Below are 26,402 nucleotides of genomic sequence, written 5' to 3'. Positions count from 1 at the left end.
GATCAGAACTCCTGCCAGTCGTCGGCCGCCGGAGCGACCGCACGGGCTGCGGAAGAACCGAAGCTCGACGATGCGACCTTCAGTTCCGGCCGTGGCGCGCGCGCCGGAGCCTTGGGGCTTGCTGGGCGGCTGCCTTCGACGACCGAGAGTTTGCCCAGCCGGAACGTGCTGATCTGGCGCGACAGCTCTTCGGTTTCCTGCGACAGTGAGTGGCTTGCGGCAGTCGATTCCTCGACCATCGCGGCGTTCTGCTGGGTCACCTGGTCCATCTGGTTGACCGCCGAGTTGACCTGGTCGAGACCGGTGGACTGCTCATGCGCGCTGGCCGCGATGTTGGTGACGACGGCATTGATCTCGGCCACCTGGAGAACGATGCGCTCCAGTGCCTTGCCGGTCTCGGCGACCAGCTTGACGCCTTCGCCGACCTGGGTCGTCGAAGCGGAGATCAGGCTCTTGATCTCGCGGGCGGCTTCCGCCGAACGCTGGGCCAGCGCGCGCACCTCCGAGGCAACCACGGCGAAGCCGCGTCCAGCGTCGCCGGCGCGAGCCGCTTCGACACCGGCGTTGAGCGCCAGGAGGTTGGTCTGGAAGGCGATCTCGTCGATCACGCCGATGATGCGGCTGATCTGCTCGGACGACTTCTCGATCGTGCCCATGGCATCGATGGCCTTGCGCACCACCACGCCGCTGGTCTCGGCATCGGTCTTGGCCGTCGAGACGACATCACGGGCATGCACTGCACCTTCGGCCGTCTTCTTGACGGTCGCGGTGATCTCGTCGAGCGCGGCTGCGGTCTCTTCGAGGCTTGCGGCCTGCTGTTCGGTGCGGCGCGATAGGTCGTCGGCGGCGGTGTAGATCTCGCCGGTGCCGGCGTGGATCGCCTTCACCGAGGAGGTGATGCTGAGCATCGTCTGCTGCAGCTTCTCAACGGATTCGTTGAAGTCCTGGCGCAGCTTGACCAGCTTGTCGGGGAACGGCGCGTCGATGCGGTGCATCAGGTCGCCCTTCGACAGCGCGTCGAGGCCGTGGCCCAGTGCCGAGATCGCAACCATGTCCTGGCGGTCTTCCTCGGCCTTCTGCGCGGCGCGCAGTGCGGCCTCGTCCTCGGCGCGGCGGCGCGTCTCGGCGGCTTCTGCCTCGAGACGAACCTTCTCGATCGCGGCTTCCTTGAAAGTCTGCACGGCGGACGCCATCTGGCCGACTTCGTCGCGGCGGCCGATGGCCGGAACGACGACCTTGAGGTCACCGGAAGCCAGGCTGCGCATCGCCTGCGTCATGTTGTTGACCGGCGTTGCGATCTGGCTGGAGAGCCACAGCGCGATCACGACGAGGATGGCGATAGTCAGGCCGGCGCTGCCGAGCTGCAGATACTGTGCAGTGGCGATGGCGTCGTTCTTGAGAACGGCGGTTTCGGTCTCCCACCGGGTGATCTCGGCCTGCATCTCTGCAACCGCCTTGCGAACGGTGGCCTGCACCTCAGATGCCCGAACCGAGGACCCGCGCTCGCGACCCTCTGCGTAGGTAGCTTGATTGCCGGCCAGCTGGACCATCGGGTCGCCGACCTCATTGCGCCAATTCTCGGTCATTGCCCTAAAGTTCTCGACGGCGGCGATGACAGCCTTGTCGTCGATTGGCAGGTTCACAGCTTCGGTGATCGTCTTGTCGACGTTCTTCGAGGTCTCGTGATAGCGCTTGGCTACGTCTTCCCTGAGATTGAGCAAGTAGGTTCGAGCAATGTTGGATCGATCGAGGTGGAGCGCTTCCGCCTTGCCGACGGTGGAAAGCACGCGGCTGGCCACCTCGAGTTCCGCACTGGCAGCTTCAAGCTGGCTGAGGGCGCGCATCATCATCCCGCCGACGACGAGGCTCACGATGACGATCGCCGAGAAGGCAAGCACCAGCTTGCGCGTGATGCTGAGATTGGTTGTGGAGAAGCCCCCTCTCTGAGGCGGAGCGCCGTAATGGGTGGCTGTTGGATCGAAGGTGGAACTCATTGGGCGTTTCCTTGCCGTAGAGGTAGAACGTGGTTGCCTGGCCCCGACACGTCTTCTTCGCCGGCAAAGTATTGCCGATCGCTGGGAAGCGTTTCGCTTCGCACCGCCTGAAGACATGCAGGAATGTGAGTAGGGGATGGCGCCGGCGGCGTCGCCAGCGCGTGTTTTGCTTCGAAAAGGAGGAGATCTAAGAGAGGTTTCTCAAACGTCGCTTATTAGAAAATGCTCATGTCTTGCCTGCTACTTCATTCCCCGAGAGCGCCGACAGGAACCCCTCCCTGTACTTAAAAATTTAGCTATCTCGTTGACTCGACGTATTCAGAAGAAATTACCCAAGTGTAAATGCCGGCAGCACTGCCAAGGATCCGAGTCATCAGTACTTGTACGGCAAGAGTCATTCGCGCTGCGCAAGCAATGTGTGAAAGATAAGTCGTCGGTATTGAGAATGATCCGCTTAAGATAAACCAGTACTCTTGCAAGAACACTGGTCAGTTGAATCCGACTCGATCCTAGTCGGCACCGATCCATGTAAGCCGCCGCTGACAGTCGAATCCGCTGCATTTTCGGCTTTTTCGCACGGTTGCTGCCCGGTGACTCAAGGGAAAGGCGGCTATCGATCTGCCTCATTCTTGCCACAGGTGGCGGTCGACTTGTTGGAGTTCAGAGGTCGATGCGCTGCGAAATTCCGCTGAGTCGTGCAAATTTTTTTGCGGTTTGACGCCGAAGTTGACCTTGAGTCACGCGATCGGCGTTGGTGTCTGCGCGCGCCGGTTGTGAGCCAGTTTTGCAATTCGCCGAACAAGGGGAATCATCGCTTGCTGCACTTGACTTCGGTCGCGCGCGGGCTGCTTCCCTTAGTTGAATCCGCGCGCGTTTTACTTCCTGTCTAGTTGCAGAACGCATCGTCGCTGGCCGCCGAGGACGCTTTGTGCACAAATGAAAATGCCGCCTGGACCGTTCCCACGTTGAAAGTTTGTACACAAACGAAAAAGGCGCCGACTTTGGCCGACGCCTTCACAAGATGGATGCTGGTGGTACCAGCTCGCGGCTAGCTTATCCGATGCGCTGGCCGCTCTTCGGATTGAATACATGCAAGTCGGCAGCACTTACCGACAGCCGGACGGTGTCGTCAGGCTTCACCGCGACCCGCCCCATGGCAAAGACACACGCCTGCTGGCCGGCAAGCCTGGCATAAAATTGCGTCGACAGGCCGAGAGGCTCGACCACCTCGACCCGCACGGCGATGCCGCCATCGCCGGCGACGCGCATATGCTCGGGCCGCAACCCTATCGTCACCTCGTCACCGTCGGCAACCGGCAGGCTGGCCAGTACGGGCAGGCGCTGGCCGTCGCTCAGGACGGCCGCTGCATCATCGCCCGTCCGCCTGACAGTCGCCGGCAGGAAGTTCATGCCCGGCGAGCCGATGAAGCCGGCAACGAAAGCGTTGGCGGGCCGGTCGTAGAGGTCGAGCGGCGCGCCGACCTGCTGGACGACGCCATCATGCATGACGACGATACGGTCGGCCATCGTCATTGCCTCGACCTGGTCGTGGGTGACATAGACCGATGTCGTCTTGAGCTGCTGGTGCAGTGCCTTGATCTCGGTGCGCATATGCACGCGCAGCTTGGCATCCAGGTTGCTGAGCGGCTCGTCGAACAGGAACACCTTAGGGTCGCGCACGATGGCGCGGCCCATGGCGACGCGCTGGCGCTGGCCGCCGGAGAGCTGGCGCGGCAGACGCGCCAACAGCTTGTCGAGCCCGAGCCGGTTCGCCGCGCCATTGACCCTGGTGTCGATCGAGCCCTTCTCGGCCTTCCGAAGCGCCAGGCTGAAGCCCATGTTCGAAGCGACGTTCATGTGCGGATAGAGCGCATAGGACTGGAACACCATGGCGATGTCGCGGTCCTTGGGCGCGACGTCGTTGACGACGCGCTCGCCAATGCGGATCTCGCCCGCCGAAACCTCTTCCAGACCGGCGATCATCCTCAGCAAGGTCGACTTGCCGCAACCGGAGGGGCCGACGAGCACCACGAACTCGCCGTCTGAAATCTCGAGGTCAACGGCCTGGAGCACGTTGAGCGAACCGTAATCCTTCTGGACCTTGTTGAGTGTAACCGAAGCCATGGTCCTACCCTTTGACGGCGCCGGCGGTCAGGCCGGTCACAAGATAGCGTTGCAGGAATGCGAAGAAGATGCAGACCGGGATGAGCGCCAGGATCGACGCCGCCATCATCTGTCCCCAGTCGACGGCGAATTTGCCGATGAAGGTGAGCAGTCCAACGGCGAAGGTCTTCTGGCCCTCGCTGGAGATCAGCATCAGCGCGAACAGAAGTTCGCTCCACGCCGCGGTGAAGACGAAGCCGAGCGTCGCCCCCATGCCGGGCAGCGTCAGCGGGATGATGATGCGGCGCAAAGCCTCGAAGCGGGTGCAGCCGTCGATCATCGCCGCTTCCTCCAGGTCTTTCGGTATGCCGTCGAAGAAGGATTGCATCAGGAAGGTCGCGAAGGCGGTGTTGAAGGCGGTGTAGATGATGATCAGCCCGGTCAGGCTGTTGGTCAGGCCGATCTCACCCATGATGCGGTAGATCGGCGGGATGACCATCACCAGCGGGAAGGTCTGCGTCAGCAAAAGGGCTATCGCCACCGTCGTCTTGCCACGGAAGGAGAAGCGCGACATGGCGTAGCCGGCGCCCGAGGCGATGACGGTCACCAGGATGGCCGTGGTCACGGAGACCAGCACGCTGTTGAAGAAGTAGAGTGGAAAATCGCTGGCCTTCAGCACCGTGGCATAGTTCTCGAAGGTCGTCGCCGACGGCCACAGCGTGATGCCTTCGGAATAGAGCAGCGACTGCGGCGTCACCGAGATCTTCAGCGTCCAGTAGATCGGAAACAGCGCGAAGATGACGTAGGCGGCAATGGCGCCGTAGAGCCCGATACCGCCGAGCAGGCGCGCGGAATTGGAGCGTCCGGCAATCATCACGAGTACCTCGCGAGCGAGCGGCGGATGCCGATCAGCACCACCGCATAGGCGATGAGAAGGATCAGCAGCAGCACTGCCACCGCCGAGGCGTAACCCTTGTCGAGCGACTTGAAGGCGCTGACATAGATGTAGGTGGCGACCGTGTTGGTCGAGCCGGCCGGTCCGCCCGAGGTCATGACGAAGATCAGGTCGGCGAAGGTCGCGATCCAGATCGTGCGCAGCATGACGGTGATGGCGATTGTCGGCGCCAGGAACGGCAGCGTCACTTTGGAAAAGCGCTGCCATGGCGAGGCGCCGTCGATGGCCGCTGCCTCGTGCAGCTCGGACGGGATCGACTTCAGTGCCGCCAGAAGCGTGATGGCGAAGAACGGGATGCCGAACCAGACATTGGCGATGATCGGCCCCCACATGGCGATCTTGGGGTCGGCCAGGATGTTGCTCGGCTCGGCCATGATGCCCATGGCGTAGAGCCAATGCGGCAGCGGCCCGACGATCGGGTTGAACAGCCAGGCCCAGGTGAGGCCGGACAGGAAGGATGGTACGGCCCAGGGCAGGAACACCACCGCCTGCACCATCTTGCGGCCCCAGAACGGCCGGTCGAGCAGGAGCGCCAGGCCGAGTCCGAGGAAGAACTGGAAGAACAGGCTGCCGACGGTCCACCACAGCGTGTTGACCAGCGCTTGGGCAAGCAGCGGATCGGAAAACAGTGCCTGGTACTGGCCGAGGCCGACATATTCGGACTTGAAGGCCGAGAATTTACGAAACGAATAGCTGATGCCGATGATCAGCGGCACGAGCAGCACCGTGACCAGCAGGATCAGGGCTGGGCTGAGATAAAGCCACGGCTCGAAGCCGGGCAGGACGGAACCCCTGCGCCCCGCCTTGCGGGGCGAATTCGATTCGGCGACTGCAGTGGTCATGGGCGACGCTTTCGGGCGATGCTTTCGGCATGGCGAAAAGATCGCCCCCTCGCGCGCGACCTCGTCTCCAAGGGGAGAAAGGGCTTGGCGGCGATGCCGGCATGACCGCGAAACGCGGTCGCGAGGGGGCAGCAAAGGAGCCCTGGCGACAGGGCAGGGTTGGCGGGACATCGCTGCCCCGCCATGGCCGTTACTTCTTGTTTTTGGCCATCCAGTCCTGCTGTTCCTTGGTCAGGAACGCAGCCCACTCGTCGGCGATGTCCTTGGCCGTGCGCTGGCCGAGGAGCACCTCCTGGACATTCTTGACCGAGACCTGGTCATAGAAGTTGCCGAGGTTTTCGAGATGCACCGGCGGCGTCACGAACTCGAACTTGTCGGGATTGTTCAGCTCCTCGAACCAGCCCTTGAACTGCTCGGTCTTGAAATGCGGATCGTCGGCGGCGCTGTTGTGGATCGGCAGCACGCCGACTTCCTTGGCCCAGCCGATATTGTTTGCCGGCGAAAGCAGCGTCGACATCAGCTTCCAGGCGTCGTCCTTGACCTTGGAACTGGCGAACATCGACCACCCGGCATAGCCGAGCGTCGGATAGGATTTTCCAGACGGACCGGCCGGCATCGGGGCCACGGCGAAGTCTTCCGCCTTCATCTTTTCGGCGATGCCGATCAGCGCGTCCGGGTCCTGGTCGAGCATGGCGCATGTGCCGGAGTAGAAGCCGGTGACGATCTCGTTGAAGCCCCAGCTGACGCTGTCCTTGGGCGCGTAGCCTTCCTTGTAGATGTCGGCCAGCATCTGCAGGCCCTTGACCGAGCCTTCCTCGTTGATGGTCGAGGTGCCGTCCTCGTTGAAGTAGCCGCCCTTGCCGTTGGCGATGTTCATGAACATCTGCACGCCGTTGAAGCCGCCGGGGCCGCCGCGCATGCAGTAGCCATACTTGCCTGGAATGGCTGAGATCTTCTTGTTGGCGTCCATGAACTCGTCGAGCGTCGTCGGCGCATGGTCGAGGCCGGCTTCCTTGAACAGCTTCTTGTTCCAGAACATGGCGCGCAGGTAGTAGCCGTAGGGAAGCATGTACTGCTTGCCGTCGACGACGGAACCGAACTGCTTGGCGCGGTCGCCGAGCGTTGCGGCGTCACCCCACTTGGCCATGTAGGGCGTGAGATCCTCGAGCTGGCCGTTGGTGCCGTAGAGGCCGAGCCAGCGCTCGGGCATCTCGACGATGTCGGGCGTGTCGCCGGCCTGGACCATGGTCAGGAATTTTTCGAAGGCCTGACCCCAGGGCAGCGAGACGAGCTCGACCTTGATGCCCGGATTGGCGGTCTCGAATTCGGCGATCTGCTTTTTCAGGAATTCGGTGCGGGGCGGGCTGGTGATGACCTCCACCATCTTGATTGTCGAGTCGGCGAGCGCCGACCCCGCCGACAATGCGAGGCCCATGGCCGCCGCGAACAACACTCCGTACTTCTTCATTCCAGTCACTCCCATTCTTGGATCTTGAAGTTATTTTCTTGTTGCACTCTCGAAGGCCCGACTGACGTCGGCCCAGAGATCCTCCACGTTTTCCAGCCCGATATTCAGCCTGATGGTTCGCGGGCTGACCCCGAACCGGCCGATCGAATTGGCATCCGGCGTCTGCTGCAGCGAGGCGAGCGCCGGCACCACGAGGCTTTCGTGACCGCCCCAGCTGACGCCGATGCGGAACAGTTTCAGCGCGTCGGTGAAGGCAGGCACGTCGATGTCGTCGGTCACCTCGAAGGAGAACAGGCCGGAATAGCCAGTGAGCGTCTTCTTGCCCGGATGGTTGGAGAAGGCGGGGTGGTTGACGCGCTCGACATGGCCGTGGCCCTTCAGCCGTTCGGCAATCGTCAGCGCGCTCTTCATGTGGTGCGGCAGGCGCAAAGGCAGCGTGCGCAGTCCGCGCAGCAAGAGCCACGCCTCGAAAGGCGACAGCTTGGCGCCGAGATAGGGATAGGTGCGCTCGTTGATGCGGCGAATGTGCTCGGCCGAGCCGGCGACGACGCCGGCAACCGTGTCGCTGTGGCCGCCGAGATATTTCGATGCCGAATGCATGACCACGTCGACGCCGTGCAGGATCGGCTTCTGGAACAGCGGCGTCGCCCACGAATTGTCGATGACGGTGACGATGCCTTGCGCCTTGGCGAGTGCCGTCAACACCTCGAGATCCTGCAGCTCGAACATCATCGAGGTCGGGCTTTCGAGATAGAGCATCGCCGCGCCCGGCAGTGCTGCCTTCACCGCGTCCGGGTCGGAGCCGTCGACATAATCGACCTTGATGCCGAGATGCGGCAACAGCCGCTCGAACAGGCGGTAGGCGTCGCCGTAGCAGTTGCGGATGGCGACGATGCGCTGACCCGCGCCGACAAAGGCGAGCACGGTCGAGCTGATTGCCGCCATGCCGCTGGAAAATCCGCGCGCCGCCTCGGCCCCTTCAAGGGCGGCGATCTTGCTCTCGAATTCCATGACCGTCGGGTTGTTGCCGCGCGAATAGATCGGCTTGGTGCTGCGCCCGGCAAACACGTCCGCCATCTCGGCATAGCTGTCGAAAGTGAACAGCGATGTCTGGTAGATCGGCGGAACCACAGCGCCGCCGGGGAACGGCTCGTCATGGGCCAGCAAGGTCGCCGCCTCGGCTATGAAATCGCGCTCGAACTCGCTGTTCATTTGTATCCCGCACGTTTGAGATTGGCGTCGCCGCGGCGAAGGTCGGCCTCGACGGTGGCGATCAGTTTCAGCGCTTCGCCGCGCGCTCCTTCGGCGTCGCCAGCCGCAATCCGCTCGTAGACCGTGCGGTGATAGGGAAAGCTGGCGTGGCCGAAATCGCGGACGCCCAGCGGATGCTCCCAGAAACGGTGGAACAGCTCATGCATTGCCGAGATGATCTGTTCGAACAGCGGATTGCCCGACACGCGGTAGATCGCCTGGTGGAAATCCCAGTCTTCGTCCGAGGACATGCCGGCACGGCTGTGGAAGGCTTCTTCCATGACCTCGAGCTTCTGCCGGATGATCTCGACTTCGGCCGGACCGGCGCGCAGGGCGCACAGGGCGGCGGCTTCGGCCTCGAGGCCACGGCGGATTTCCAGCGTGTGCATCAGGCTTTCGAAGTCGTTGCCCGAGGCAAATGTCAGCGGCAGATGCAGCATGTCGCGCGATACCGCCGCCTTGAGATAGGTGCCGCTGCCCTGGCGGCGTTCCACCAAGCCAAGTCCTTCCCAGCGCGTCAGCGCCTCGCGCACGGTGGTGCGGCTGACCTTCAGCCGCTCCGACAGGACGCGCTCGGTCGGCAACCGGTCGCCGGGCTTGAGCTCTTCGTGGATGACGAAGTCTGCCAGCACGTTGAGGACTGCATCATCGCGCGCAGTGGCTTGGAGGGGAGGCAGGTCGAGCACGTCGCGGCCTTCAAATGGTACAATGGTCAGACCAATTTGTGCATGGCCAGTTGCGGCTGTCAATCGCGAATGTCAGGACAGTTCAGGAGCGACTGACCGGGCACCGGTCGTGGGCAACTGATACGAGGCGTCTGGCGATGCTGGATGCCGCGTCGAGATGAGTGTTGTTGACGGTCGTGGTCAACTGGTCGGCAGGGTCATCTTTGCAATGGTTTCAAAGCCTTGCGGACAATGCGATGCACAATAGGCCGCCTCCGAGGTCGGAGGGCGACCTATTGCGACAAGACAGTCAGCTGGGCGACGAGGGTCGTAGCATCGGAAAACGCAGGCACGGCCTGGCGCCCGCGCGACAGCTGATGTTTTCAGGCGTAGCGCGACAGAGCGAGGTCGGAGACGTCGATCTCGGGACGGACGCCGCCGATCATGTCGGCCAGCACCCGGCCCGAACCGCAGGCCATGGTCCAGCCCAGCGTGCCGTGGCCGGTGTTGAGGTAGAAGTTGTCGAACTTGGTGCGTCCGATGACCGGCGTGCCATCCGGCGTCATCGGCCTCAGCCCGCTCCAGAAGGTGGCGCGGCTCTGGTCGGTGGCGCCGCCGAACAGGTCCTCGACCGAGAACTGCAGCGTTGCCTTGCGCGACGGCGACAGGTCGGTGTTGAAGCCGGCGATCTCGGCCATGCCGCCGACGCGGATACGGTCGCCGAGGCGGGTAATGGCGATCTTGTAGGTATCGTCCATGATCGTCGACACCGGCGCCTTGCTCTCGTCGACGATAGGCACGGTGATCGAATAGCCCTTGACCGGATAGACCGGGACCCGGAGGCCCAGCGGCTTGACGAAGGACGGCGTGAAGCTGCCGAGTGCGCCGACGAACATGTCGGCCTCGACATCGCCTTCCGAGGTGCGGACGGCGACGATGCGCTTGCCTTCCTGGCGCAGGCTTTCCAGCTTCACATTGTAGCGGAACTCGACGCCGAGCTGTTCCGCGAGTTTGGCCAGCTCGTTGGTGAACTTGAAGCAGTCGCCGGTCTCGTCATTCGGCAGGCGCAGGCCGCCGGCGATCTTCTCGCGCACCGGCGCCAGGCCCGGTTCGGCACCGACGCAGCCGGCGGGATCGAGCACTTCGTAAGGCACGCCGTCGCTCTGCAGCACCTCGATGTCCTTGGCCATGCCGTCGAGCTGCTTCTGGTAGCGGAACAGCTGCAGCGTGCCCTGCGTGCGGTGGTCATACTGGATGCCGGTATCGTCGCGCAGCGCAATCAGCTGGTCGCGGCTGTATTCGGCGAGGCGGACCATGCGGCTCTTGTTGAGCGCGTAGCGGGCCGAGGTGCAGTTGCGCAGCATTGCCGTCACCCAGCGCCAGGTCGAGACGTCGAGCATCGGCTGGATGATCAGCGGCGCGTGCTTCATGAACAGCCACTTCATCGCCTTTTGCGGAATGCCGGGAGCGGCCCAGGGCGAGGCATAGCCGGGCGAGATTTCGCCGGCATTGGCAAAGCTGGTTTCCAGCGCCGGACCGGCCTGGCGGTCGAGCACGGTCACCTTGTGACCCTGCTTGGCCAGGTAGTAGGCGGAGGTGACGCCGATGACACCGGCACCGAGAATGACTATGCGCATGATTGCCCCTGTGGTTTAGCGCGCTGCCGGGCTGAGGTAGCGGCGTCTGTAGCGCCGGCCCAGGCTGGTCAGGATTTCGTAGGAAATGGTGCCGGCATCCGACGCGATCATTTCGAGCGTCTGGTGCGGGCCGATCAGTTCGACCATGTCGCCAAGCTTCAATGTTCCGGTCGGCAAGCCGGTGACGTCGAGAATGATGCTGTCCATCGACACGCGCCCGACGATCGGCAGGCGCACGTCACCGAACCAGGCAGCGCCTGAATTGCTGAGATGGCGCGGCAGGCCGTCGGCATAACCTGCGGCGATGGTGGCGAGCCGCATTTCGGACCTGGCGACGAAGCTTGCCCCATAGCCCACCTCGGCACCCGCCGTCACGGTGCGGGTCTGGACGACGCCGACGTCGAGGCGGACCACCTGCTGCATCGGATTGACGCCCTCGCCGAGCGGCGCGCCGCCATAGAGCGCTATGCCCGGGCGGGCGAGATCGCCATGAAAATCGTCGCCCAGGAAGATGCCGGCGGAATTGGCAAAGGACAGCTTGGCATCGGGGAAGCGTGCGCGCACGTCCCGCATGCGTCCGAGCTGGCGGGCGTTGGCATCATGCGCCGGCTCGTCGCCGCAGGCGAGATGGCTCATCACGATGTCGATGTGGATGCCGTCGAGCCGGTGTGGTTCGGCGATCAGCGTTTCCAGCTCCTGCGGCTCGAGCCCGAGCCGCGACATGCCGGTGTCGGCCTGGAGTGCTGCCGGCAACGTCACGTTGCGCGCCCTTGATGTGGCCGACCAGTTGGCGACCTGTTCGAGCGAGTTCAGCACCGGCACCACGCCGAGGTCGGCGCAATCGGCCTCGCTGCCCGGCATCAGACCGTTGAGCACCAGGATGCGTGCGTCAGCAGTGAGATGCGGCTTCAGCCTGACCGCTTCGATGAAATGGGCGACGAAGAAGTCGCGGCACCCTGCGGCGTATAGAACCGGGGCGACCTCGGCCACGCCGAGCCCATAGGCATCGGCCTTGACCACCGCCGCGGTCCTTTCAGGCGCGTTGCGCTGGCTCAGCTGCCGATAGTTCTCGACCAGAGCGTCGAGATCGATGGTCAGCACGCCGCATGCCGCACGGCTCTCAATGTCGCTTTGCACGCCCATTGTCATATCAGGAAATTGTCCTCACCTTCGCCAAAGAATATCGCAATGATCGGCGAAAATCTTGCCAATGTGATGATGATCATGCGAACTGTGCGTAATCTGTGCAATTTTCGAAGCGTTTTTGAAAGGAACAGCGATGCCCTCTCTGGACGCCATCGACCGCGGCATCATCCGGGCATTGCGCGCCAATGCGCGCGTCAGCAATGCCAGCCTCGCGGCCGAGGTTGGCCTGTCGCCATCAGCCTGTCTCAGACGGGTGCAGTTGCTGGAGCAGGAAGGGGTCATCAGGGGCTACACCGCGATCATCGGCAATGCCGCGGCCGACGAGGGCATCGCCGTCATCGTCCAGATCACGCTGGAGCGGCAGACCGAGGAGTATTTCAACCGCTTCGAGCTCGCGGTGCGGCGCTACCCCGAGATCAAGGAGTGCTACCTGATGACCGGCGATTCCGACTATTTCCTGCGTGTCGAAGTGGCCAGTGCCGGCGATTTCGAGCGCGTGCACAAGGAGATCCTGTCAGCGCTGCCGGGCCTCGCCCGGATCCATTCGAGCTTCTCGATCCGCAACATCCTGCAGTCGAAACGGCCGAAGACGTCTTGAAGAAAAGCCGGCGCCCTGGTGGTACGCCGGCTTTTTTGTCAGTGTCAGACGGCTGACTGGGTCACGAATTTGGTGACCAGATAGGCTTCGAGCGCTTCGGTGCCGCCTTCCGAACCGTAACCGCTGTCCTTGACGCCGCCGAACGGCGTTTCGGGCAATGCCAGGCCGAGATGGTTGATCGTCAGCATGCCGGTTTCGATCTCGGCGCCGAGGTCGGTGACCGTCTTGTTCGACTTGGTGAAGGCATAGGCCGCGAGGCCGTAGGGCAGGCGGTTGGCCTCGGTGACGACGTCCTCGAAGGTCCTGAACGGCATCACCAGCGCCACCGGGCCGAAGGGCTCCTCGTTCATGATGCGCATGTCGGTGCGCACGCCCGACAGCACCGTCGGCTCGAAATAGGAGCCCTTGTTGCCGATGCGCTTGCCGCCAGTCTCGAGTCTGGCGCCGTCGGCCACCGCCTCGGTGATCAGCTTTTCGACCGCTTCCAGCCGGCGTTCATTGACCAGCGGGCCCATGCGGCTGCTGGCCTCCAGGCCGTCGCCGACCTTCACGCCCTTGGCATGCTCGACGAACTTGCCGAGGAAGCGGTCGTAGGCGCCTTCCTGGATCAGGAAGCGCGTCGGCGACACGCAGACCTGGCCGCCATTTCGGAACTTCGACGCGGCGAGCGTCGCTGCGGCTGCGTCGACATCGGCGTCGTCGAACACCATCGCCGGTGCATGGCCGCCAAGCTCCATCGTCGCGCGCTTCATGTGGGTGCCGGCCAGCGCCGCCAGATGCTTGCCGACCGGTACAGAGCCGGTGAACGACACCTTGCGGATGACCGGATGCGGCACGAGGTAGCCGGAGATTTCGGGCGGGTTGCCATAGACGAGGTTGAGCACGCCGTCGGGCAGGCCGGCATCCCTGAACACGTCGGCAAGGCAGGCCGGCGACGCGGGCGTCTCTTCCGGCGGCTTGACGATGATCGAGCAGCCGGTGGCAAGGGCTGCGCCGATCTTGCGCGCCGCCTGCGAAATCGGGAAGTTCCAAGGCGTGAACGCTGCCACCGGACCGACCGGCTCCTTGACGACGATCTGCTGGATGCCGGGCCCACGGGCCGGAATGACGCGGCCATAGGTGCGGCGGCCTTCCTCGGCGAACCAGTCGAACAGGTCGGCTGAGGAGAGCACTTCCATCTTGGCTTCGCCGACCGGCTTGCCCTGTTCCTGCGTCAGCAGTGTCGCGATCGCATCGGCGCGTTCGCGTAAGATGTCGGCGGCGCGGCGCAGCACCTTGGATCGGTCGTAGGGCGACACCTTACGCCAGATCTTGAAGCCGCGCTCGGCGGCGGCGAGTGCCCGGTCGAGGTCGCCCTTGCCGGCCGAGGCGACCTTGCCGATCACCTCGTTGGTGGCGGGGTTGTAGACGTCGATGGTCCTGCCGCCTTCGGCCGCCGTCCATTTGCCATCGATGAACAATTTCACTTCGGGGTACATGCTGTGTCCTTGCTGGGTCGTTCGTGAGCGGGTGAAGATGGGGCAGGCGTCGCCGGGCGGCCGGTCACGCCTCGAATGGTGCGCTAGACATAGGTTCGCTTCAGCTTCCGTGCCACCAGTTCTGCGATTGCCAGCGACGAGGTCAGCCCCGGGCTTTCGATGCCGAACAGATTGACCAGTCCACTGACGCCGTGGACCTCCGGGCCTTGGATGACGAAATCGGCAGCCGGCTCGCCGGGCCCGACAAGTTTGGGGCGGATGCCGCAGTAGGTCGCACCCAGGCTGTCGTCGGCGAGGCTGGGCCAATATTTGCGGATCTCGCCATAGAAGTGGTCGGCCCGTCGCGGATCGACCGCGTAGTCCTTGGTCTCGATCCACTCGACATCGGGGCCGAAGCGCATGCCGCCATTGAGGTCGAGCGTCAGATGCACGCCGAGCCCGCCCGGTTCAGGCACCGGATAGATCAGCCGTGAAAACGCCGGCTTGCCTGACACCGAGAAATAATTGCCCCGGGCATAAAGCAGCGCAGGCACGAATTTCGGGGCGAGCCCCGCCAGCGATGCGGCGAGCCTGTTCGCGCCAAGGCCGGCGGCGTTGACGACATGCCGTGCTGCGATCTCGAAACCTGCGCCGCTCGAGCTGTCCAGTGTCTGCAGCACGAAACGGCCCGCTTCGATCCGGCCGGAAACGATCTCGGTGTTGAGGCTGAGTAAGGCGCCATGCTCCTCGGACTCACCGAGCAGTGACAGCATCAGTGCATGGCTGTCGACGATGCCGGTCGATGGCGACAGCACGGCGGCGTGGCAGGCAAGAGACGGCTCCATCGCTTGCGCTTCGGTGGCGTCGAGCAGCACGAGGTCGTCGACGCCGTTGGCCCGAGCCTTGTCGATGATGCCTTTCAGCGTCGGCACCTGCTCCGGCAGCGTTGCCACGATCAGCTTGCCGCAGCGCTTGTGCGGAACGCCGCGCTCTGCGGCATAGGCGTAGAGCATGTCGCGGCCTTTGACGCACAGCTCGGCCTTCAGGCTGCCCTCGGGATAGTAGATGCCGGCGTGGATCACTTCCGAGTTGCGCGAACTGGTCTCGGTGCCGATGGCATCAGCCGCTTCGACGACGATCGTCTCCATGCCGCGCCGGCTGAGTTCCCGCGCCACGGCGAGACCAATGACGCCGGCGCCGGCGATGATGCAGTCGACCGTCTCCATGGTCAGCCGGCACTCCCGGTCGGCTTCAGCGCCGCGAGCTGCTCGATGATGGCCGAGCTTGCGCCGCGGATGTCGTCGACGATGGCGCGCTCGGCCCGGTCGGCGTCTCGGGCCTCGATGGCTAACAGGATCATGTGGTGATAGCCGATCATTGCCCGCCCGCCATGCTGGTAGGACGCCGCGATCATCGGCCCCATCTGCAGCCACAGCCGGTTGAGGATGCCGCGCAGCACGGTCATGCCGGCGATCTCGGCAAGCGCAAAATGGAAGGTCTGGTTCAGTTCCAGCGCCGCCGGCCAGTCCGCCGCGGCAATGGCCTGCTCGTTGCGCGTGACGAGTTCGCGCAGCCGCTCGATGTCCCTGGCCTCGGCCTTCAGCGCTGTCTCGCGCGCGGCAAGCCCCTCCAGCTTCATCCTGATCTGACGGATTTCGAGATAACGCTCCAGCGTCATGACAGGCACGCGTACTTCGCGCGCCGACTTCTGCACCAGCGCCTCGTCCTGGATCAGGCGCAGTATGGCATCGCGCACCGGTGTCACCGACGTACCCAGCGATTGCGCCAGGTCGCGGATGGTCAGCCGCGCGTCGGGCGCGAAGCGTCCCTTGATCAGCGCGTCGGACAACTGGCCGTAGACAATCTCGCCGAGATTGTCGTGCTCAACCATCTGCAAGGCGAAGCCTTCGGTCATCAGTTTCCTTCGCTCATCTGCTCATTGTCCGGCCTCGCATGGCGCCGGGTTCAGGTCGCGTGCCCCTTTGTCGGTACTGGGCAGCTGCGGCACCCTGGCCTTATCTGGCCTGCCCGTGCCGCTTCTCTGGCCCTTGACATTGGTCCACATGAAAAACATGATGCATCAAACAACAATTTACGGATTTTGCAAGCGGTCGCTGACCGCGAACGCAAGATCATCGACATCGTCGCCCTGCCGGCGACGCTCCATCCAGTGAGGAACGACAATGGACAGCCAGCCGAATTCGCCCGAGGCGCGCGACAAGAAATTCCACATGCACGCCTACACCAATGCCCGCCGCCACCAGGAGGTCGGGCCGCTGATCATCGAAAAGGGCGACGGCATCTATGTCGAGGACATCTCGGGCAAGCGCTACATCGAGGCGATGTCGGGACTGTGGAGCGTCGGCGTCGGCTTCTCCGAGAAGCGCCTCGTCGATGCCGCAACGAAGCAGATGGCCAAGCTGCCCTACTACCACAGCTTCACCCATAAAGGGCACTCGCCGCTGATCGACCTCGCCGAGAAACTGGTGACGATGGCGCCGGTGCCGATGAGCAAGGCGTTCTTCACCAATTCCGGATCCGAGGCCAATGACACGGCCATGAAGATGATCTGGTTTCGCTCCAATGCGCTCGGCCAGCCCGAGCGCAAGAAGATCATCTCGCGCAAGCGTGCATATCACGGCGTCACCATCGCTTCCGCCAGCCTCACCGGCCTGCCCAACAACCATCTGTCCTTCGACCTGCCGATCGCCAATGTGCTGCACACATCGTCGCCACACCACTGGCGTGAGGCGCTGCCTGGCGAGACCGAGCAGCAGTTCTCGACCCGTCTCGCCGACGATCTGGAAAAGCTGATCCTTGCCGAGGGGCCCGAAACCATCGCCGCCATGTTCGGCGAGCCGGTCATGGGTGCCGGCGGCGTCGTCGTCCCGCCGGCCGGCTATTGGGAGAAGATCCAGGCCGTTCTCAAGAAGTACGACATCCTGCTCGTCGCCGACGAAGTCATCTGCGGCTTCGGCCGCACCGGCAACATGTTTGGCTCGGAGACCTACGCCATGCAGCCCGACATCATGGTCATGTCGAAGCAGATCTCGTCGTCCTATCTGCCGATCTCGGCCCTGATGATCAACGACAAGGTGTTCGAGCCGATCGCCGACGAAAGCAACCGCATCGGCACCTTCGGTCACGGCTTCACCGCCGGCGGTCATCCGGTCGCCGCCGCCGTTGCGCTCGAAAATCTCAAGATCATCGAAGAACGCAATCTGGTCGCCAACGCCCGCGAGGTCGGCGCCCACATGCAGGAGCGCCTGGCGAAAATCGCCGCGCACGATCTCGTCGGCGAGGTCCGCGGTGTCGCCCTCATCGGCGCCATGGAGTTGGTCGCCGACAAGGCAACCAAGGCGCCATGGGGCTCCGCCGGCGCACTTGGCGGCCTGGTCAACGGCCTGCTGCAGCAGAATGGCATCATCTCCCGCAACATGGGTGACGCGCTTGCCTTCTGCCCGCCGCTGATCATCAACGACAAGCAGGTCGACGACATCTTCGACGCCGTCGAGAGGTCGCTCGACGAGGCAGCGAAGCACGTCAAGGCCTGATCGTCGATTCAACCAGGCAACAGCAAAAAGCCCGCCATCCGGCGCGTTCAGACTGCTGACAAACCCCTGGCGAGAGTTGGGGGTTTGTGATTCAGTGGGTGATGTTGAAGCGAGCCGGCCCTGAACAAACCGCACTTGAGATCGTCACGCTCGATCAACTGGTTCCAGTTGATCACCTTCTGCGCAAGATCGATGGTGTTATCGATTTCTCGTTCATCCACGATCTGACAGCGCCGCTTTACTGCGCCGACAATGGTCGCCCGCCACTTGATCCGACCTTGATGTTCAAGGCGCTGTTCATCGGCTACCTGTTCGGGGTGCGCTCGGAGCGGCAATTGGTGCGAGAGATCGAGGTCAATGTCGCCTACCGGTGGTTCCTGCGGCTGAAGCTGACGGACAAGGTGTTCGACGCCTCGACATTGTCGCAGAACCGACGCCGGCGCTACCAGGACGAGACGATCGCGCAGGCGATCTTCGACCGCATTGTCGAGCAGGCGATCGGGGCAGGCTTGGTCGACGGCACGGTGCTCTACACCGACAGCACGCACCTGAAGGCCAATGCCAACAAGGGCAAGTACGACCTTGCCATGGTCGCCAAGTCGCGTGCCGACTACTGGGGCGAGCTCGACCGGGCGATCGATGCCGAACGGGCGTTGCACGGCCAGAAGGCGCTGAAGGAGCAGGAGCGGCAGCCTGCGGTGAAAGAGACGAAGGTCTCGCGCACCGATCCTGAGGCTGGCTATATGGTGCGCGAGGGCAAGCCGAAGGGCTTCTTTTATCTCGATCACCGCACGGTGGATGGCGGCTTCGGCATCATCACCGACACGTTTGCCACGCCGGCCAACGTGCATGACTCGATCGTCTATCTCGACCGGCTCGACCGCCAGGTGGAGCGTTTCGGCTTCGACGTCACGGCGGCGGGGCTGGATGCCGGCTATGCCACGCCAGGCATCGCCAAGGGCCTGGAGGACAGGAACATCCACGGTGTCGTCGGCTATCGCAACCCGACCCGGCCAAAGCCTGGCAAGATGAGGAAGGGCGCTTTCGTCCATGAGCCGGACCTTGACGGCTATCGTTGCCCGCAGGGCCAGTTGCTCACTTACGCCACCACCGATCGCGGCGGTTATCGCCACTACAGGAGCGACCCGACGATCTGCCGCAACTGTCCGCTGCTGGCGTCTTGCACATCAAACGCCAAGGCCGAGCGCACCATCACGCGCCATGTCTGGCAGGATGTCCGCGAGCGGGTCGATGCCAACCGCTTAACCGCATGGGGCAAGGCGATCTATCGACGCCGCAAGGAGACGGTCGAGCGATCCTTCGCCGATGCCAAGCAGCTCTTCGGCCATCGCTATGCCCGCTTCCGAGGGCGAACACGCGTCGCCTGCCAGTGCCTGATCGCAGCCGCCGCCCAGAACATGAAAAAGATCGCAATCAGCCTCTGGCCAAAGCCAAAACCAAGCCTCGCATGAGGCCAAAGCCGGCTCGCAACGGCCTTGGCATCTGCCCCCCGACATCAATCCAAAAAAGCTCAATCAACCCACAAAACAAAACCCCGCCGAAATTCGACGGGGTTTGTCAGCAGTCTGAGCCCGCCATCCGGCGGGCTTTTTTGTTTGGGCGCGCGGCAGGTATTCTCCCGCACACGGAGAGCAGGCAAAAACTCTCAAACGTGCTGACCGCCGTTGATATGGATTTCAGAGCCCGTGACATAGGAGGCCTGGCCCGAGCACAGGAAATAGATGATGTCGGCGACTTCCGACGTCAGGCCGAGCCGGCGCATCGGGATCGTCTCGACGATCTTGTCGGTCCCCGGCGACAGGATGGCAGTGTCGATCTCGCCGGGCGCAATGGCGTTGACACGGATGCCGTGCGGGCCAAAGTCGGCGGCCATCTCGCGGGTCAGCGCGCCAAGTGCTGCCTTGGACGTGGCATAGGCCGTGCCGGCAAAGGGATGGACGCGGGTGCCGGCGATTGAGGTCACGTTGACCACCGAGCCCTTGGCCGCCGCCAGTTCCTTGAACAGGCCGCGCGCCAGCATGATCGGCGCCAGGAAATTGACCTGGAACACGTCGCGCCAGACGTGCATCGGCGTGTCGATCGAGTTCATCCGACCGCCGCCCTTGTGCTTGGGCGAGATGCCGGCGTTGTTGACAAGCGCATGCAGCAGTCCGCCTTCCTTCTCCAGCCGCTGGCGGATTTCGGAAACGGCGCTGCCGACATCACCCTGGTCGGCGAGGTCGACCTTGATGTGATCGTCCGGACCGGCCGGCCACGGGCAATCGTCTGAAAATGCCTGGCGCGAACAGGTGATGACGCGCCAGCCCTCGCGCGAAAAGCGCTTCACCGTCGCATGGCCGATGCCGCGGCTGGCTCCGGTCAAAACGATCGTCTTTCGCCCTTCGGTCTTCTCGGCCATCACATCCTCATTTTAAGCTTATAGCTTATGTAGCGGATGCACCTTGCCATTGCGAGGGGGCGCGGCTCTCGGCCGCGCTCGGCAGAGGCCTCGCGGCTTGACCGCGCCGGCCTGACGGGCGACTTCTAGGCCCCATGTCCATGACCTCGCGACGAGGAGACTATCCGTGCAATTTACTGAAATCGGCGGCATCACGCTGCATCACCAGCTGATCGGCGGGCCTGCCAACAAGCCGGTCTTCGTCTTCGTCAATTCGCTCGGCACCGACTTCCGCATCTGGCGTGACGTCATCATCCGCTTTGCCGGCGACTTCCCGATCGTCACCTACGACAAGCGCGGCCACGGCCTCTCCGATGCCGGTACGTCGCCATATCGGATGGACGATCACATCGGCGACCTCGAGGGCCTGCTCGATCATCTCAACGTCAAGGACGCCATCATCTGCGGGCTGTCGGTCGGCGGCATGATCGCGCAGGGCCTTTACGCCAGGCGGCCCGACCTGGTGCGGGCGCTCGTGCTCTGCGACACCGCCCACAAGATCGGCACGGCAGAGCTGTGGAACAGCCGCATCGCCGCCGTCGAAAAGGATGGCATCGCGGCGGTCACGGGCGACATTCTGCAGCGCTGGTTCACGCCCGACTTCCACGCGCAGCGCAAAGCCGACCTCACCGGATACCGCAACATGCTGACGCGCCAGCCTGTCGTCGGCTATGCCGGCACCTGTGCTGCCCTGCGCGATGCCGACTACACCGAGGCGGCCAAGGCGATTGCTGTGCCGACGCTCTGCGTCGTCGGCGATCATGACGGCTCGACGCCGCCGGCGCTGGTGCGCGCGCTGGCCGATCTCATCCCCGGCTCTCGCTTCAAGATCATCGACGGCGCCGGCCACATCCCTTGCGTCGAGAAGCCGGAAGAACTGACCGCTCTCATCAAGAACTTCGTCGCCCAGCTGCCGCCGCAATAGGCTGGCTGCCACCGGTGGCGCCTACGCCGCCGGTGGTTCCATCGCTTCGGTCGTGGCGCTGCCGGCCTCGTCCGGCTCCTTGAGCCTGAACCAGGCGACATAGAGTGCCGGCAAAAACAGCAGGGTAATTGCCGTGCCGGCCAGAATGCCGCCCATCATCGCATAGGCCATGGGCGCCCAGAACACCTCGCGGGCGATCGGGATCAGCGCCAGCGATGCTGCCGCCGCCGTCAACGCAATCGGCCGCATGCGGTGCTCGGAGGCCTCGATCACCGCATGCCACCGGTCGGTACCCGTGGCGATCAGCTCCTCGATCTGGACGATCAGGATCACCGAATTGCGGATCAGGATGCCGACCAGCGCCAGCACGCCGAGGATGGCGACGAAGCCGAGCGGCTGGCCCGTCGGCACGAGTGCCGCGACCACGCCGATCAAGCCGAGCGGCGCGACAGCCACCACCAGGAACAGCCGCTGGAAGCTTTGCAGCTGCAGCATCAGCACGGTTGCCATGATGAACAGCATAAGCGGCACCACGGCGATGATCGGCCCTTGGCTGTTGGCGCTTTCCTCGACCGAACCGCCGGTTACGACAGTGTAGCCGTCGGGCAACTTGGCAGCGAAGTCGTCGATCGCTGGCTTGAGTTCGGCGACGACGGTGTCGGGCAGGGCGCTGCCGACCATGCCCGCCTTGACGGTGATGGTGGGCAGGCGGCTGCGGCGCCAGACCGTCGGCTGCTCGATCTCGTAGCGGAAGTCGGCCACCGTCGCGAGCGGGATGGATTCGCCGCCTCCGGTGGGTATCTGCAGGTTGCGCAGCGTTTCGATCGAGCCGCGTTCGGCATCCTGCGCCCGCACCACGACATTGATCAGATATGTGGCGTCGCGCACCTGGGTGATTGCCACGCCGCCGACAACGCTGTTCATGGCGCTGGCGATGTCCTCGGAGGTGATGCCGAGCTGCCGTGCCTTGTCCTGTAGCACCTCGACCTTCAGCACGCGCTCCGGCTCGTTCCAGTCGAAGCTTGGCGCCTGCAGCTTGGGATTGGCCGAAATGACGCCCGCCAGCTGCTGTGACAGCGCCCGCACCGTCTGCACCTCCGGGCCGCTGATGCGATACTGCACCGGCCGGCCCACAGGCGGGCCGAGCTCCAGCGTCTTGACGTAGGTGTCGGTTCCGACGAACTGCTCGCGCAGGATCTTTTCGATCGCCGGCTGCACCCGGTGCCGTGCTTCGAGGTCCTTGGTTACGATCACCGTCTGGCCGAAATAGGGATTGGCCGGCTGCACGTCATAGGCCAGCACGAAGCGCACCGCGCCCTGTCCGATATAGGAGCTCCAGTGGTCGATGTCGGCATTGCCCTTCAGCGCGATCTCCTCGAAGCGCTCGATCTGGGCACGTGTCTCGGCAATCGAGCTGTTCTGCGGCAGGTTCCAGTCGACGATCAGTTCGGGCCGGTCCGACGGCGGGAAGAACTGTTGCTGCACGAAAGTCAGCCCCACCACCGACAGCACGAAGGCGACGACGGTGGCGATGATGGTCAGCCAGTGGCGGCGCACGGCAAGCCGCAACAGGCGCGAGAAGCCCGCCGCAAAGCGGCCCGGCCGCTCGTCGTGTTTTTTCATCGTCGCCGGCAAGAGCGTGACGCCGAGCAGGGGCGCAAACAGCACCGCCACGATCCAAGACAGCAGCAGCGAAACGGCGATGACGACGAACAGCGTGTAGGTGTATTCGCCGGCCTGGCTGCTGTTGAGGCCGATGGGGATGAAGCCGGCGACCGTCACCAGCGTGCCGGTCAGCATCGGAAACGCAGTTGACGTGTAGACATAGGTCGCGGCTTTGCGGAGCGAGTCGCCGACCTCCAGCCGGGCCACCATCATCTCGACGGCAATCATCGCGTCGTCGACGAGCAGGCCGAGCGCGATGATCAGCGCTCCGAGCGAAATGCGCTGCAGCGAGATGCCCATATAGGCCATGACCAGGAAGGTGATGGCCAGCACCAGCGGGATCGACAGCGCCACCACGAAGCCGGCACGCATGCCCAGGCTGATGAAGGACACGGCGAGCACGATGGCCACCGCCTCGAACAGCGCGCGGGTGAAGCCCGACACGGCATGCTCGACGATGACCGGCTGGTCGGCGACCTGGTGCACGCCGACGCCGACCGGCAACTCACCGGTGACCTGCCCCATCAGCGCCTTCAACGCGTCGCCGAACTCAAGCAGGTTGCCGTTCGGCTTCATGCCGATGGCGAGACCGATCGCCGGTTCGCCATTGACGCGGAACAGGGCCGTCGGCGGATCGACGTAGCCGCGGCTGATGGTGGCGACGTCGCTCAGCCGGAAGAAGCGATCATTGACCCTGAGGTTGATCGCCCTGAGGCTTTCCTCCGAGGTAAACTGGCCGCCGACGCGCACCGCGATGCGCTCCGGTCCGGCCTGGATGACACCCGACGGCGACACCGCGTTCTGCGCCTGCAGGCTGGCGACGACGGCCTGCTGGTTGAGGCCCAGAGCCGCGATCTGGCGCGTCGAGAATTCGAGATAGATGACCTCGTCCTGCGCGCCGATGAGCTCGACCTTGCCGGCATTGGGAATGGTCAGGATGCGCGTGCGCACCATCTCGACATAGTCGCGCAGCTGGCGCATCGACAGCCCGTCCGAGGTGAAGGCATAGATGTTGCCGAACACGTCGCCGAAGCGGTCGTTGAAGAACGGTCCTTGCACCCCTTGCGGGAAATTGGGCCGGAGGTCGTTGACCATGTTGCGGACCTGCACCCAGGTCGGGGCCACGTCGCGCGCCTTGGTGGTCGGCTTGAGATTGACGAAGATGATCGTCTGGCCGGCGGTCGTCACGCTGCGGCTGAAATCGAGGCTCTCCAGTTCCTCGAGCTTCTTTTCGATCCTGTCGGTCACCTGCCGCGTCGTTTCGTCGACCGAGGCTCCCGGCCAGTTGGCCTGGATCAGCATCGTCTTGATGGTGAAGCTCGGGTCTTCCTCGCGGCCGAGATTGAGATAGGCGAAGACGCCCGCCACGGTGAAGATCAGCATGAAGTACCAGACCAGGGAGCGGTGGTTCAGCGCCCAGTCGGAAAGATTGAAACCCTTCACCTACGCCCCCTCTGGAATTCTGACCTTCTGGCCCTCGGCGAGGCTGCGCACGCCGGCAGTCACCACGCGCGTGCCGGCGCCGATGCCGCCGGCGGTAAAGCTCGCACCGTCCTTTGCCTTGACCTCGACAGGCTGCAGGCTGACGGTCGAAGCATTGGGGTCGACGACCCAGACGAAGCTCTTGCCGTCCTTTTCCAGCAAGGCCGTCAGCGGCAGGTCGATCGCAGCGTCTGCCTTCGACGGCTGTGTCGCCGTCACCGTCGAGCCGAGCCGAAAGGCCGTCGGCGGAGCGCTCAACGCCAGCCGCACCCGCCGCGTTCGCGTCGCAGCATCGGCCTGCGGCGCGATTTCGCGGACATGTGCCTTGGCCCGCAGCGACGGCAGCATCTGCAACGCCACCTCGAACTCGTCGCCGTCGCGCAGGCTGATCGCCATCTGGTCGGGAACGTCGACGACGGCCTCGCGCGCATCCGAGCGTGCCACCGTCACCACCATCTGTCCCGGAGAGACTGTCTGGCCGACCTCGGCGCCGACCGCGGTGACGATGCCATCGAAGTCGGAAAACAGTCGGGCATAACCGAGTTGCTCCTCCGACTTGGCCAGTGCCGCGCGCGTGCGCTCGACATTGGCCGCAGCGGAATCCAGCGCCTGTTTCGCGGAATCATAGACTGCCTGCGAGGTGTTGGATTCGGCCAGCAGGCTGCGCTGCCGTTCCTCGCTGGCGGCGGCATTGGCGAACTGCGCCTCCGCCGTCGTCAGGTCGGCGCGCGCTGCCTGCGATGCGAGCTCCAGCGCCAGCGGGTCGATCGCGGCAAGCGTCTCGCCCTTGGTCACCATGTCACCGACGCCGACATCGCGCGTCACAAGCCGCCCGAGCAGGCGGAAGGCGAGGTCGGCGGAGAATTCAGGCTGTATCGTTCCGGCAAAGCCCTGCGCGGTCGGGCCGTGCGGCTCGACGACAGTCGACAGCACCGGGCGGATGACTTCGGGAGGGGGCGCTTTTTCCTCGCTGCAGGCCGCAAGCGCGAGCAACGGCACGAAAGCAAGCAAGCTTGTCCTGGAGATCATGGCGCCACCTCCACCACCTGGCCGGGACTGAGCAATTGTCCGCCCTGGGCGACAACCGATTGTCCGACCTCCAGTCCATTGGCCACGACGACGACACCCGAGGCAAAGGACTGCACTTCGATCGCCGCCAGCGCCACAGCCTTGGTCGCGGGGTCGATGGTCCAGGCCGCCGGCCTTCCCGCATCCGACATCAGCGCCTGCCATGGCAGCACGATGGCCGGCTGGGGCTTCGACACGATTGTGCCTGTTATCGCGGCACCCAGCGGCATCTCGGTGGGCGTGTTTGGCACCATCACCTTGACCCGGATCGAGCCCGATGCCGGATCGACCGCCGGCGACACCTCGCGCACCTGTCCCGGGGCTTTGATGCGCGGGTCAGAAATCAGCGCGATCATCACGTCGGGTGCCACCGGGTTGCGCGCCACCAGCGCCTCGTCGACATTGAACACGGCGTCGCGGTCTCCGTCCTCGGCAACGGTGAACACCGTCTGTGCCGCCTGCACGACCTGGCCAACCTCGATCGTCCGTGCCGTCACCACGCCGTCGGCGCTGGCCTTCAGTTCGGTATAGGTCAGCCGGTCTTCGGCATTGCTCATCTGGCTCTGTGCCGATTCCACACCGCTTTGGGCGACGCGTTGCGCCTGGTCTGCCTGGTCGTAATCGCGCCGCGTCGTGAAGCCCTGGGCAAGCAGCGTCTTCTGCCGTTCGAATGCGGCGGCGGCCTGCTTGAGCTGCGCCTGCGCGGCATAGAGGCTGGCCTGCGCCGCCCGCACGTCCGACTGCTGCTCCTGCGGGTCGAGCTTCGCCAGCACCTGGCCCTTGGTCACGCGCTGGCCGATGTCGACACTGCGCTCGGCGACCCGGCCGCCGACCTGGAATGACAGGTTGTTCAGCGTCCGCGCGGCAATGACGCCGGTCAGCGATGTCGATGGTGCATAGTCGGTCAGTTTGACCTCGACGGAGCGCACCACGATCGGCTGCCGTTCCGCCGTTTCCTGTTTCTGGCAGGCCGGAAGCGGCAACAGAAGGCAAAGCGCGAGGGCGGTGAGGTGTCGTCTGGGTGGCGCGCATGCCGATATCTTGCCCGGCATGCCTGCGGTGATCGGGTTCGTGGATCGCATCTGCCCCCCCAAATCGCTTCGTCAACAAGCTACGATGCAACTGGCAATCGGG

Annotated in this window: 20 protein-coding genes; 4 read left to right on the top strand and 16 right to left on the bottom strand. The window is 64.0% G+C overall.

Features of this window, described 5'->3' with window-relative positions:
- Window positions 1-2 precede the first annotated feature (2 nt).
- From N7E70_RS02715 to alr, 9 genes are all read right to left on the bottom strand, one after another.
- The gene (locus N7E70_RS02715; protein WP_210252536.1) at window positions 3-1,994 is read right to left on the bottom strand and encodes a methyl-accepting chemotaxis protein; all 1,992 of its coding nucleotides are present in this window, start codon (window positions 1,992-1,994) and stop codon (window positions 3-5) included.
- 1,053 nt (window positions 1,995-3,047) lie between these two features.
- Window positions 3,048-4,118: an ABC transporter ATP-binding protein gene (locus N7E70_RS02710; RefSeq protein WP_067955465.1), complete on the bottom strand. Its 1,071-nt coding sequence runs from the start codon at window positions 4,116-4,118 to the stop codon at window positions 3,048-3,050.
- Between the two features lie 4 nt (window positions 4,119-4,122).
- Entirely contained in the window at window positions 4,123-4,971 is an 849-nt protein-coding gene (locus tag N7E70_RS02705) for a carbohydrate ABC transporter permease (RefSeq protein ID WP_182576069.1), read from the bottom strand.
- A complete protein-coding gene (locus N7E70_RS02700; RefSeq protein ID WP_182576068.1) occupies window positions 4,971-5,894 on the bottom strand; it encodes a carbohydrate ABC transporter permease in 924 nt (307 codons plus the stop codon). The genes N7E70_RS02705 and N7E70_RS02700 overlap by 1 nt, the downstream gene beginning before the upstream one ends.
- A 190-nt stretch (window positions 5,895-6,084) precedes the next feature.
- The gene (locus N7E70_RS02695) at window positions 6,085-7,362 is read right to left on the bottom strand and encodes an ABC transporter substrate-binding protein (RefSeq protein WP_067955461.1); all 1,278 of its coding nucleotides are present in this window, start codon (window positions 7,360-7,362) and stop codon (window positions 6,085-6,087) included.
- 30 nt (window positions 7,363-7,392) lie between these two features.
- Window positions 7,393-8,574: a PLP-dependent transferase gene (locus tag N7E70_RS02690; RefSeq protein ID WP_154387174.1), complete on the bottom strand. Its 1,182-nt coding sequence runs from the start codon at window positions 8,572-8,574 to the stop codon at window positions 7,393-7,395.
- The gene (locus N7E70_RS02685; RefSeq protein ID WP_182576061.1) at window positions 8,571-9,299 is read right to left on the bottom strand and encodes a FadR/GntR family transcriptional regulator; all 729 of its coding nucleotides are present in this window, start codon (window positions 9,297-9,299) and stop codon (window positions 8,571-8,573) included. The genes N7E70_RS02690 and N7E70_RS02685 overlap by 4 nt, the downstream gene beginning before the upstream one ends.
- Before the next feature lie 362 nt (window positions 9,300-9,661).
- Entirely contained in the window at window positions 9,662-10,915 is a 1,254-nt protein-coding gene (locus N7E70_RS02680) for a D-amino acid dehydrogenase (RefSeq protein ID WP_263005475.1), read from the bottom strand.
- Window positions 10,916-10,930: 15 nt separating this feature from the next.
- Window positions 10,931-12,064 (bottom strand): alanine racemase, encoded by a 1,134-nt coding sequence (alr, locus tag N7E70_RS02675; protein WP_067955456.1) that lies wholly within the window; start codon window positions 12,062-12,064, stop codon window positions 10,931-10,933.
- 130 nt (window positions 12,065-12,194) lie between these two features.
- Between alr and N7E70_RS02670 the strand changes: the two genes are divergently transcribed.
- Window positions 12,195-12,659 carry an Lrp/AsnC family transcriptional regulator gene (locus N7E70_RS02670; RefSeq protein ID WP_067955455.1) on the top strand — a complete coding sequence of 155 codons (465 nt, stop codon included), beginning with the start codon at window positions 12,195-12,197 and terminating at the stop codon, window positions 12,657-12,659.
- Between the two features lie 44 nt (window positions 12,660-12,703).
- Here N7E70_RS02670 and N7E70_RS02665 read toward each other — a convergent pair whose 3' ends face one another.
- From N7E70_RS02665 to N7E70_RS02655, 3 genes are all read right to left on the bottom strand, one after another.
- Complete coding sequence (locus N7E70_RS02665) at window positions 12,704-14,137, bottom strand: NAD-dependent succinate-semialdehyde dehydrogenase (RefSeq protein ID WP_154387172.1); 1,434 nt, start codon at window positions 14,135-14,137, stop codon at window positions 12,704-12,706.
- 83 nt (window positions 14,138-14,220) lie between these two features.
- Entirely contained in the window at window positions 14,221-15,342 is a 1,122-nt protein-coding gene (locus N7E70_RS02660; RefSeq protein ID WP_263005474.1) for an NAD(P)/FAD-dependent oxidoreductase, read from the bottom strand.
- 2 nt (window positions 15,343-15,344) lie between these two features.
- On the bottom strand, window positions 15,345-16,031 hold the full coding sequence (locus N7E70_RS02655; RefSeq protein ID WP_154387170.1) for a GntR family transcriptional regulator: 687 nt from the start codon (window positions 16,029-16,031) through the stop codon (window positions 15,345-15,347).
- Between the two features lie 268 nt (window positions 16,032-16,299).
- Between N7E70_RS02655 and N7E70_RS02650 the strand changes: the two genes are divergently transcribed.
- On the top strand, window positions 16,300-17,670 hold the full coding sequence (locus tag N7E70_RS02650; protein ID WP_263005473.1) for an aspartate aminotransferase family protein: 1,371 nt from the start codon (window positions 16,300-16,302) through the stop codon (window positions 17,668-17,670).
- A 101-nt stretch (window positions 17,671-17,771) separates the two neighbouring features.
- Window positions 17,772-19,142, top strand: a complete 1,371-nt coding sequence (locus N7E70_RS02645) for an IS1182 family transposase (protein ID WP_192316544.1) — start codon at window positions 17,772-17,774, stop codon at window positions 19,140-19,142.
- Between the two features lie 194 nt (window positions 19,143-19,336).
- On the opposite strand, the gene N7E70_RS02640 is transcribed toward N7E70_RS02645, so the two are convergent.
- Window positions 19,337-20,089, bottom strand: coding sequence for an SDR family NAD(P)-dependent oxidoreductase (locus N7E70_RS02640; protein ID WP_067955447.1), 753 nt, complete (start codon window positions 20,087-20,089; stop codon window positions 19,337-19,339).
- A gap of 166 nt (window positions 20,090-20,255) precedes the next feature.
- Here N7E70_RS02640 and pcaD point away from each other — a divergent pair, with 166 nt between their 5' ends.
- Window positions 20,256-21,053, top strand: a complete 798-nt coding sequence (gene pcaD, locus N7E70_RS02635) for a 3-oxoadipate enol-lactonase (RefSeq protein WP_263005472.1) — start codon at window positions 20,256-20,258, stop codon at window positions 21,051-21,053.
- Between the two features lie 21 nt (window positions 21,054-21,074).
- Here the strand turns inward: pcaD and N7E70_RS02630 are convergent, their stop codons facing one another.
- Genes N7E70_RS02630 through N7E70_RS02620 form a run of 3 tightly spaced genes read right to left on the bottom strand, consistent with a single transcriptional unit; the run spans window position 21,075 to window position 26,350 of the window.
- Complete coding sequence (locus N7E70_RS02630) at window positions 21,075-24,161, bottom strand: efflux RND transporter permease subunit (protein WP_263005471.1); 3,087 nt, start codon at window positions 24,159-24,161, stop codon at window positions 21,075-21,077.
- On the bottom strand, window positions 24,162-25,229 hold the full coding sequence (locus tag N7E70_RS02625; RefSeq protein WP_154385852.1) for an efflux RND transporter periplasmic adaptor subunit: 1,068 nt from the start codon (window positions 25,227-25,229) through the stop codon (window positions 24,162-24,164).
- On the bottom strand, window positions 25,226-26,350 hold the full coding sequence (locus N7E70_RS02620; RefSeq protein ID WP_263005470.1) for an efflux RND transporter periplasmic adaptor subunit: 1,125 nt from the start codon (window positions 26,348-26,350) through the stop codon (window positions 25,226-25,228). The genes N7E70_RS02625 and N7E70_RS02620 overlap by 4 nt, the downstream gene beginning before the upstream one ends.
- Window positions 26,351-26,402 lie beyond the last annotated feature (52 nt).

Origin of the sequence: Aminobacter sp. NyZ550 (assembly GCF_025628925.2) — a bacterium.
GTDB classification, from domain to species: domain Bacteria; phylum Pseudomonadota; class Alphaproteobacteria; order Rhizobiales; family Rhizobiaceae; genus Aminobacter; species Aminobacter ciceronei.
This window is presented reverse-complemented; position numbering and strand designations above follow the sequence as displayed.

What these genes read in the sequence shown, in the direction of transcription:
- N7E70_RS02670 (WP_067955455.1), top strand. Translation starts at nt 12,195, where the DNA reads ATGCCCTCTCTGGACGCCATCGACCGCGGCATCATCCGGGCATTGCGC.
- N7E70_RS02655 (WP_154387170.1), bottom strand. Translation starts at nt 16,031, where the DNA reads ATGACCGAAGGCTTCGCCTTGCAGATGGTTGAGCACGACAATCTCGGC.
- N7E70_RS02625 (WP_154385852.1), bottom strand. Translation starts at nt 25,229, where the DNA reads ATGATCTCCAGGACAAGCTTGCTTGCTTTCGTGCCGTTGCTCGCGCTT.
- N7E70_RS02690 (WP_154387174.1), bottom strand. Translation starts at nt 8,574, where the DNA reads ATGAACAGCGAGTTCGAGCGCGATTTCATAGCCGAGGCGGCGACCTTG.
- N7E70_RS02665 (WP_154387172.1), bottom strand. Translation starts at nt 14,137, where the DNA reads ATGTACCCCGAAGTGAAATTGTTCATCGATGGCAAATGGACGGCGGCC.
- N7E70_RS02620 (WP_263005470.1), bottom strand. Translation starts at nt 26,350, where the DNA reads ATGCGATCCACGAACCCGATCACCGCAGGCATGCCGGGCAAGATATCG.
- N7E70_RS02700 (WP_182576068.1), bottom strand. Translation starts at nt 5,894, where the DNA reads ATGACCACTGCAGTCGCCGAATCGAATTCGCCCCGCAAGGCGGGGCGC.
- N7E70_RS02705 (WP_182576069.1), bottom strand. Translation starts at nt 4,971, where the DNA reads ATGATTGCCGGACGCTCCAATTCCGCGCGCCTGCTCGGCGGTATCGGG.
- N7E70_RS02640 (WP_067955447.1), bottom strand. Translation starts at nt 20,089, where the DNA reads ATGGCCGAGAAGACCGAAGGGCGAAAGACGATCGTTTTGACCGGAGCC.
- N7E70_RS02645 (WP_192316544.1), top strand. Translation starts at nt 17,772, where the DNA reads ATGTTGAAGCGAGCCGGCCCTGAACAAACCGCACTTGAGATCGTCACG.
- N7E70_RS02710 (WP_067955465.1), bottom strand. Translation starts at nt 4,118, where the DNA reads ATGGCTTCGGTTACACTCAACAAGGTCCAGAAGGATTACGGTTCGCTC.
- alr (WP_067955456.1), bottom strand. Translation starts at nt 12,064, where the DNA reads ATGACAATGGGCGTGCAAAGCGACATTGAGAGCCGTGCGGCATGCGGC.
- N7E70_RS02695 (WP_067955461.1), bottom strand. Translation starts at nt 7,362, where the DNA reads ATGAAGAAGTACGGAGTGTTGTTCGCGGCGGCCATGGGCCTCGCATTG.
- N7E70_RS02660 (WP_263005474.1), bottom strand. Translation starts at nt 15,342, where the DNA reads ATGGAGACGGTCGACTGCATCATCGCCGGCGCCGGCGTCATTGGTCTC.
- N7E70_RS02650 (WP_263005473.1), top strand. Translation starts at nt 16,300, where the DNA reads ATGGACAGCCAGCCGAATTCGCCCGAGGCGCGCGACAAGAAATTCCAC.
- N7E70_RS02715 (WP_210252536.1), bottom strand. Translation starts at nt 1,994, where the DNA reads ATGAGTTCCACCTTCGATCCAACAGCCACCCATTACGGCGCTCCGCCT.
- N7E70_RS02680 (WP_263005475.1), bottom strand. Translation starts at nt 10,915, where the DNA reads ATGCGCATAGTCATTCTCGGTGCCGGTGTCATCGGCGTCACCTCCGCC.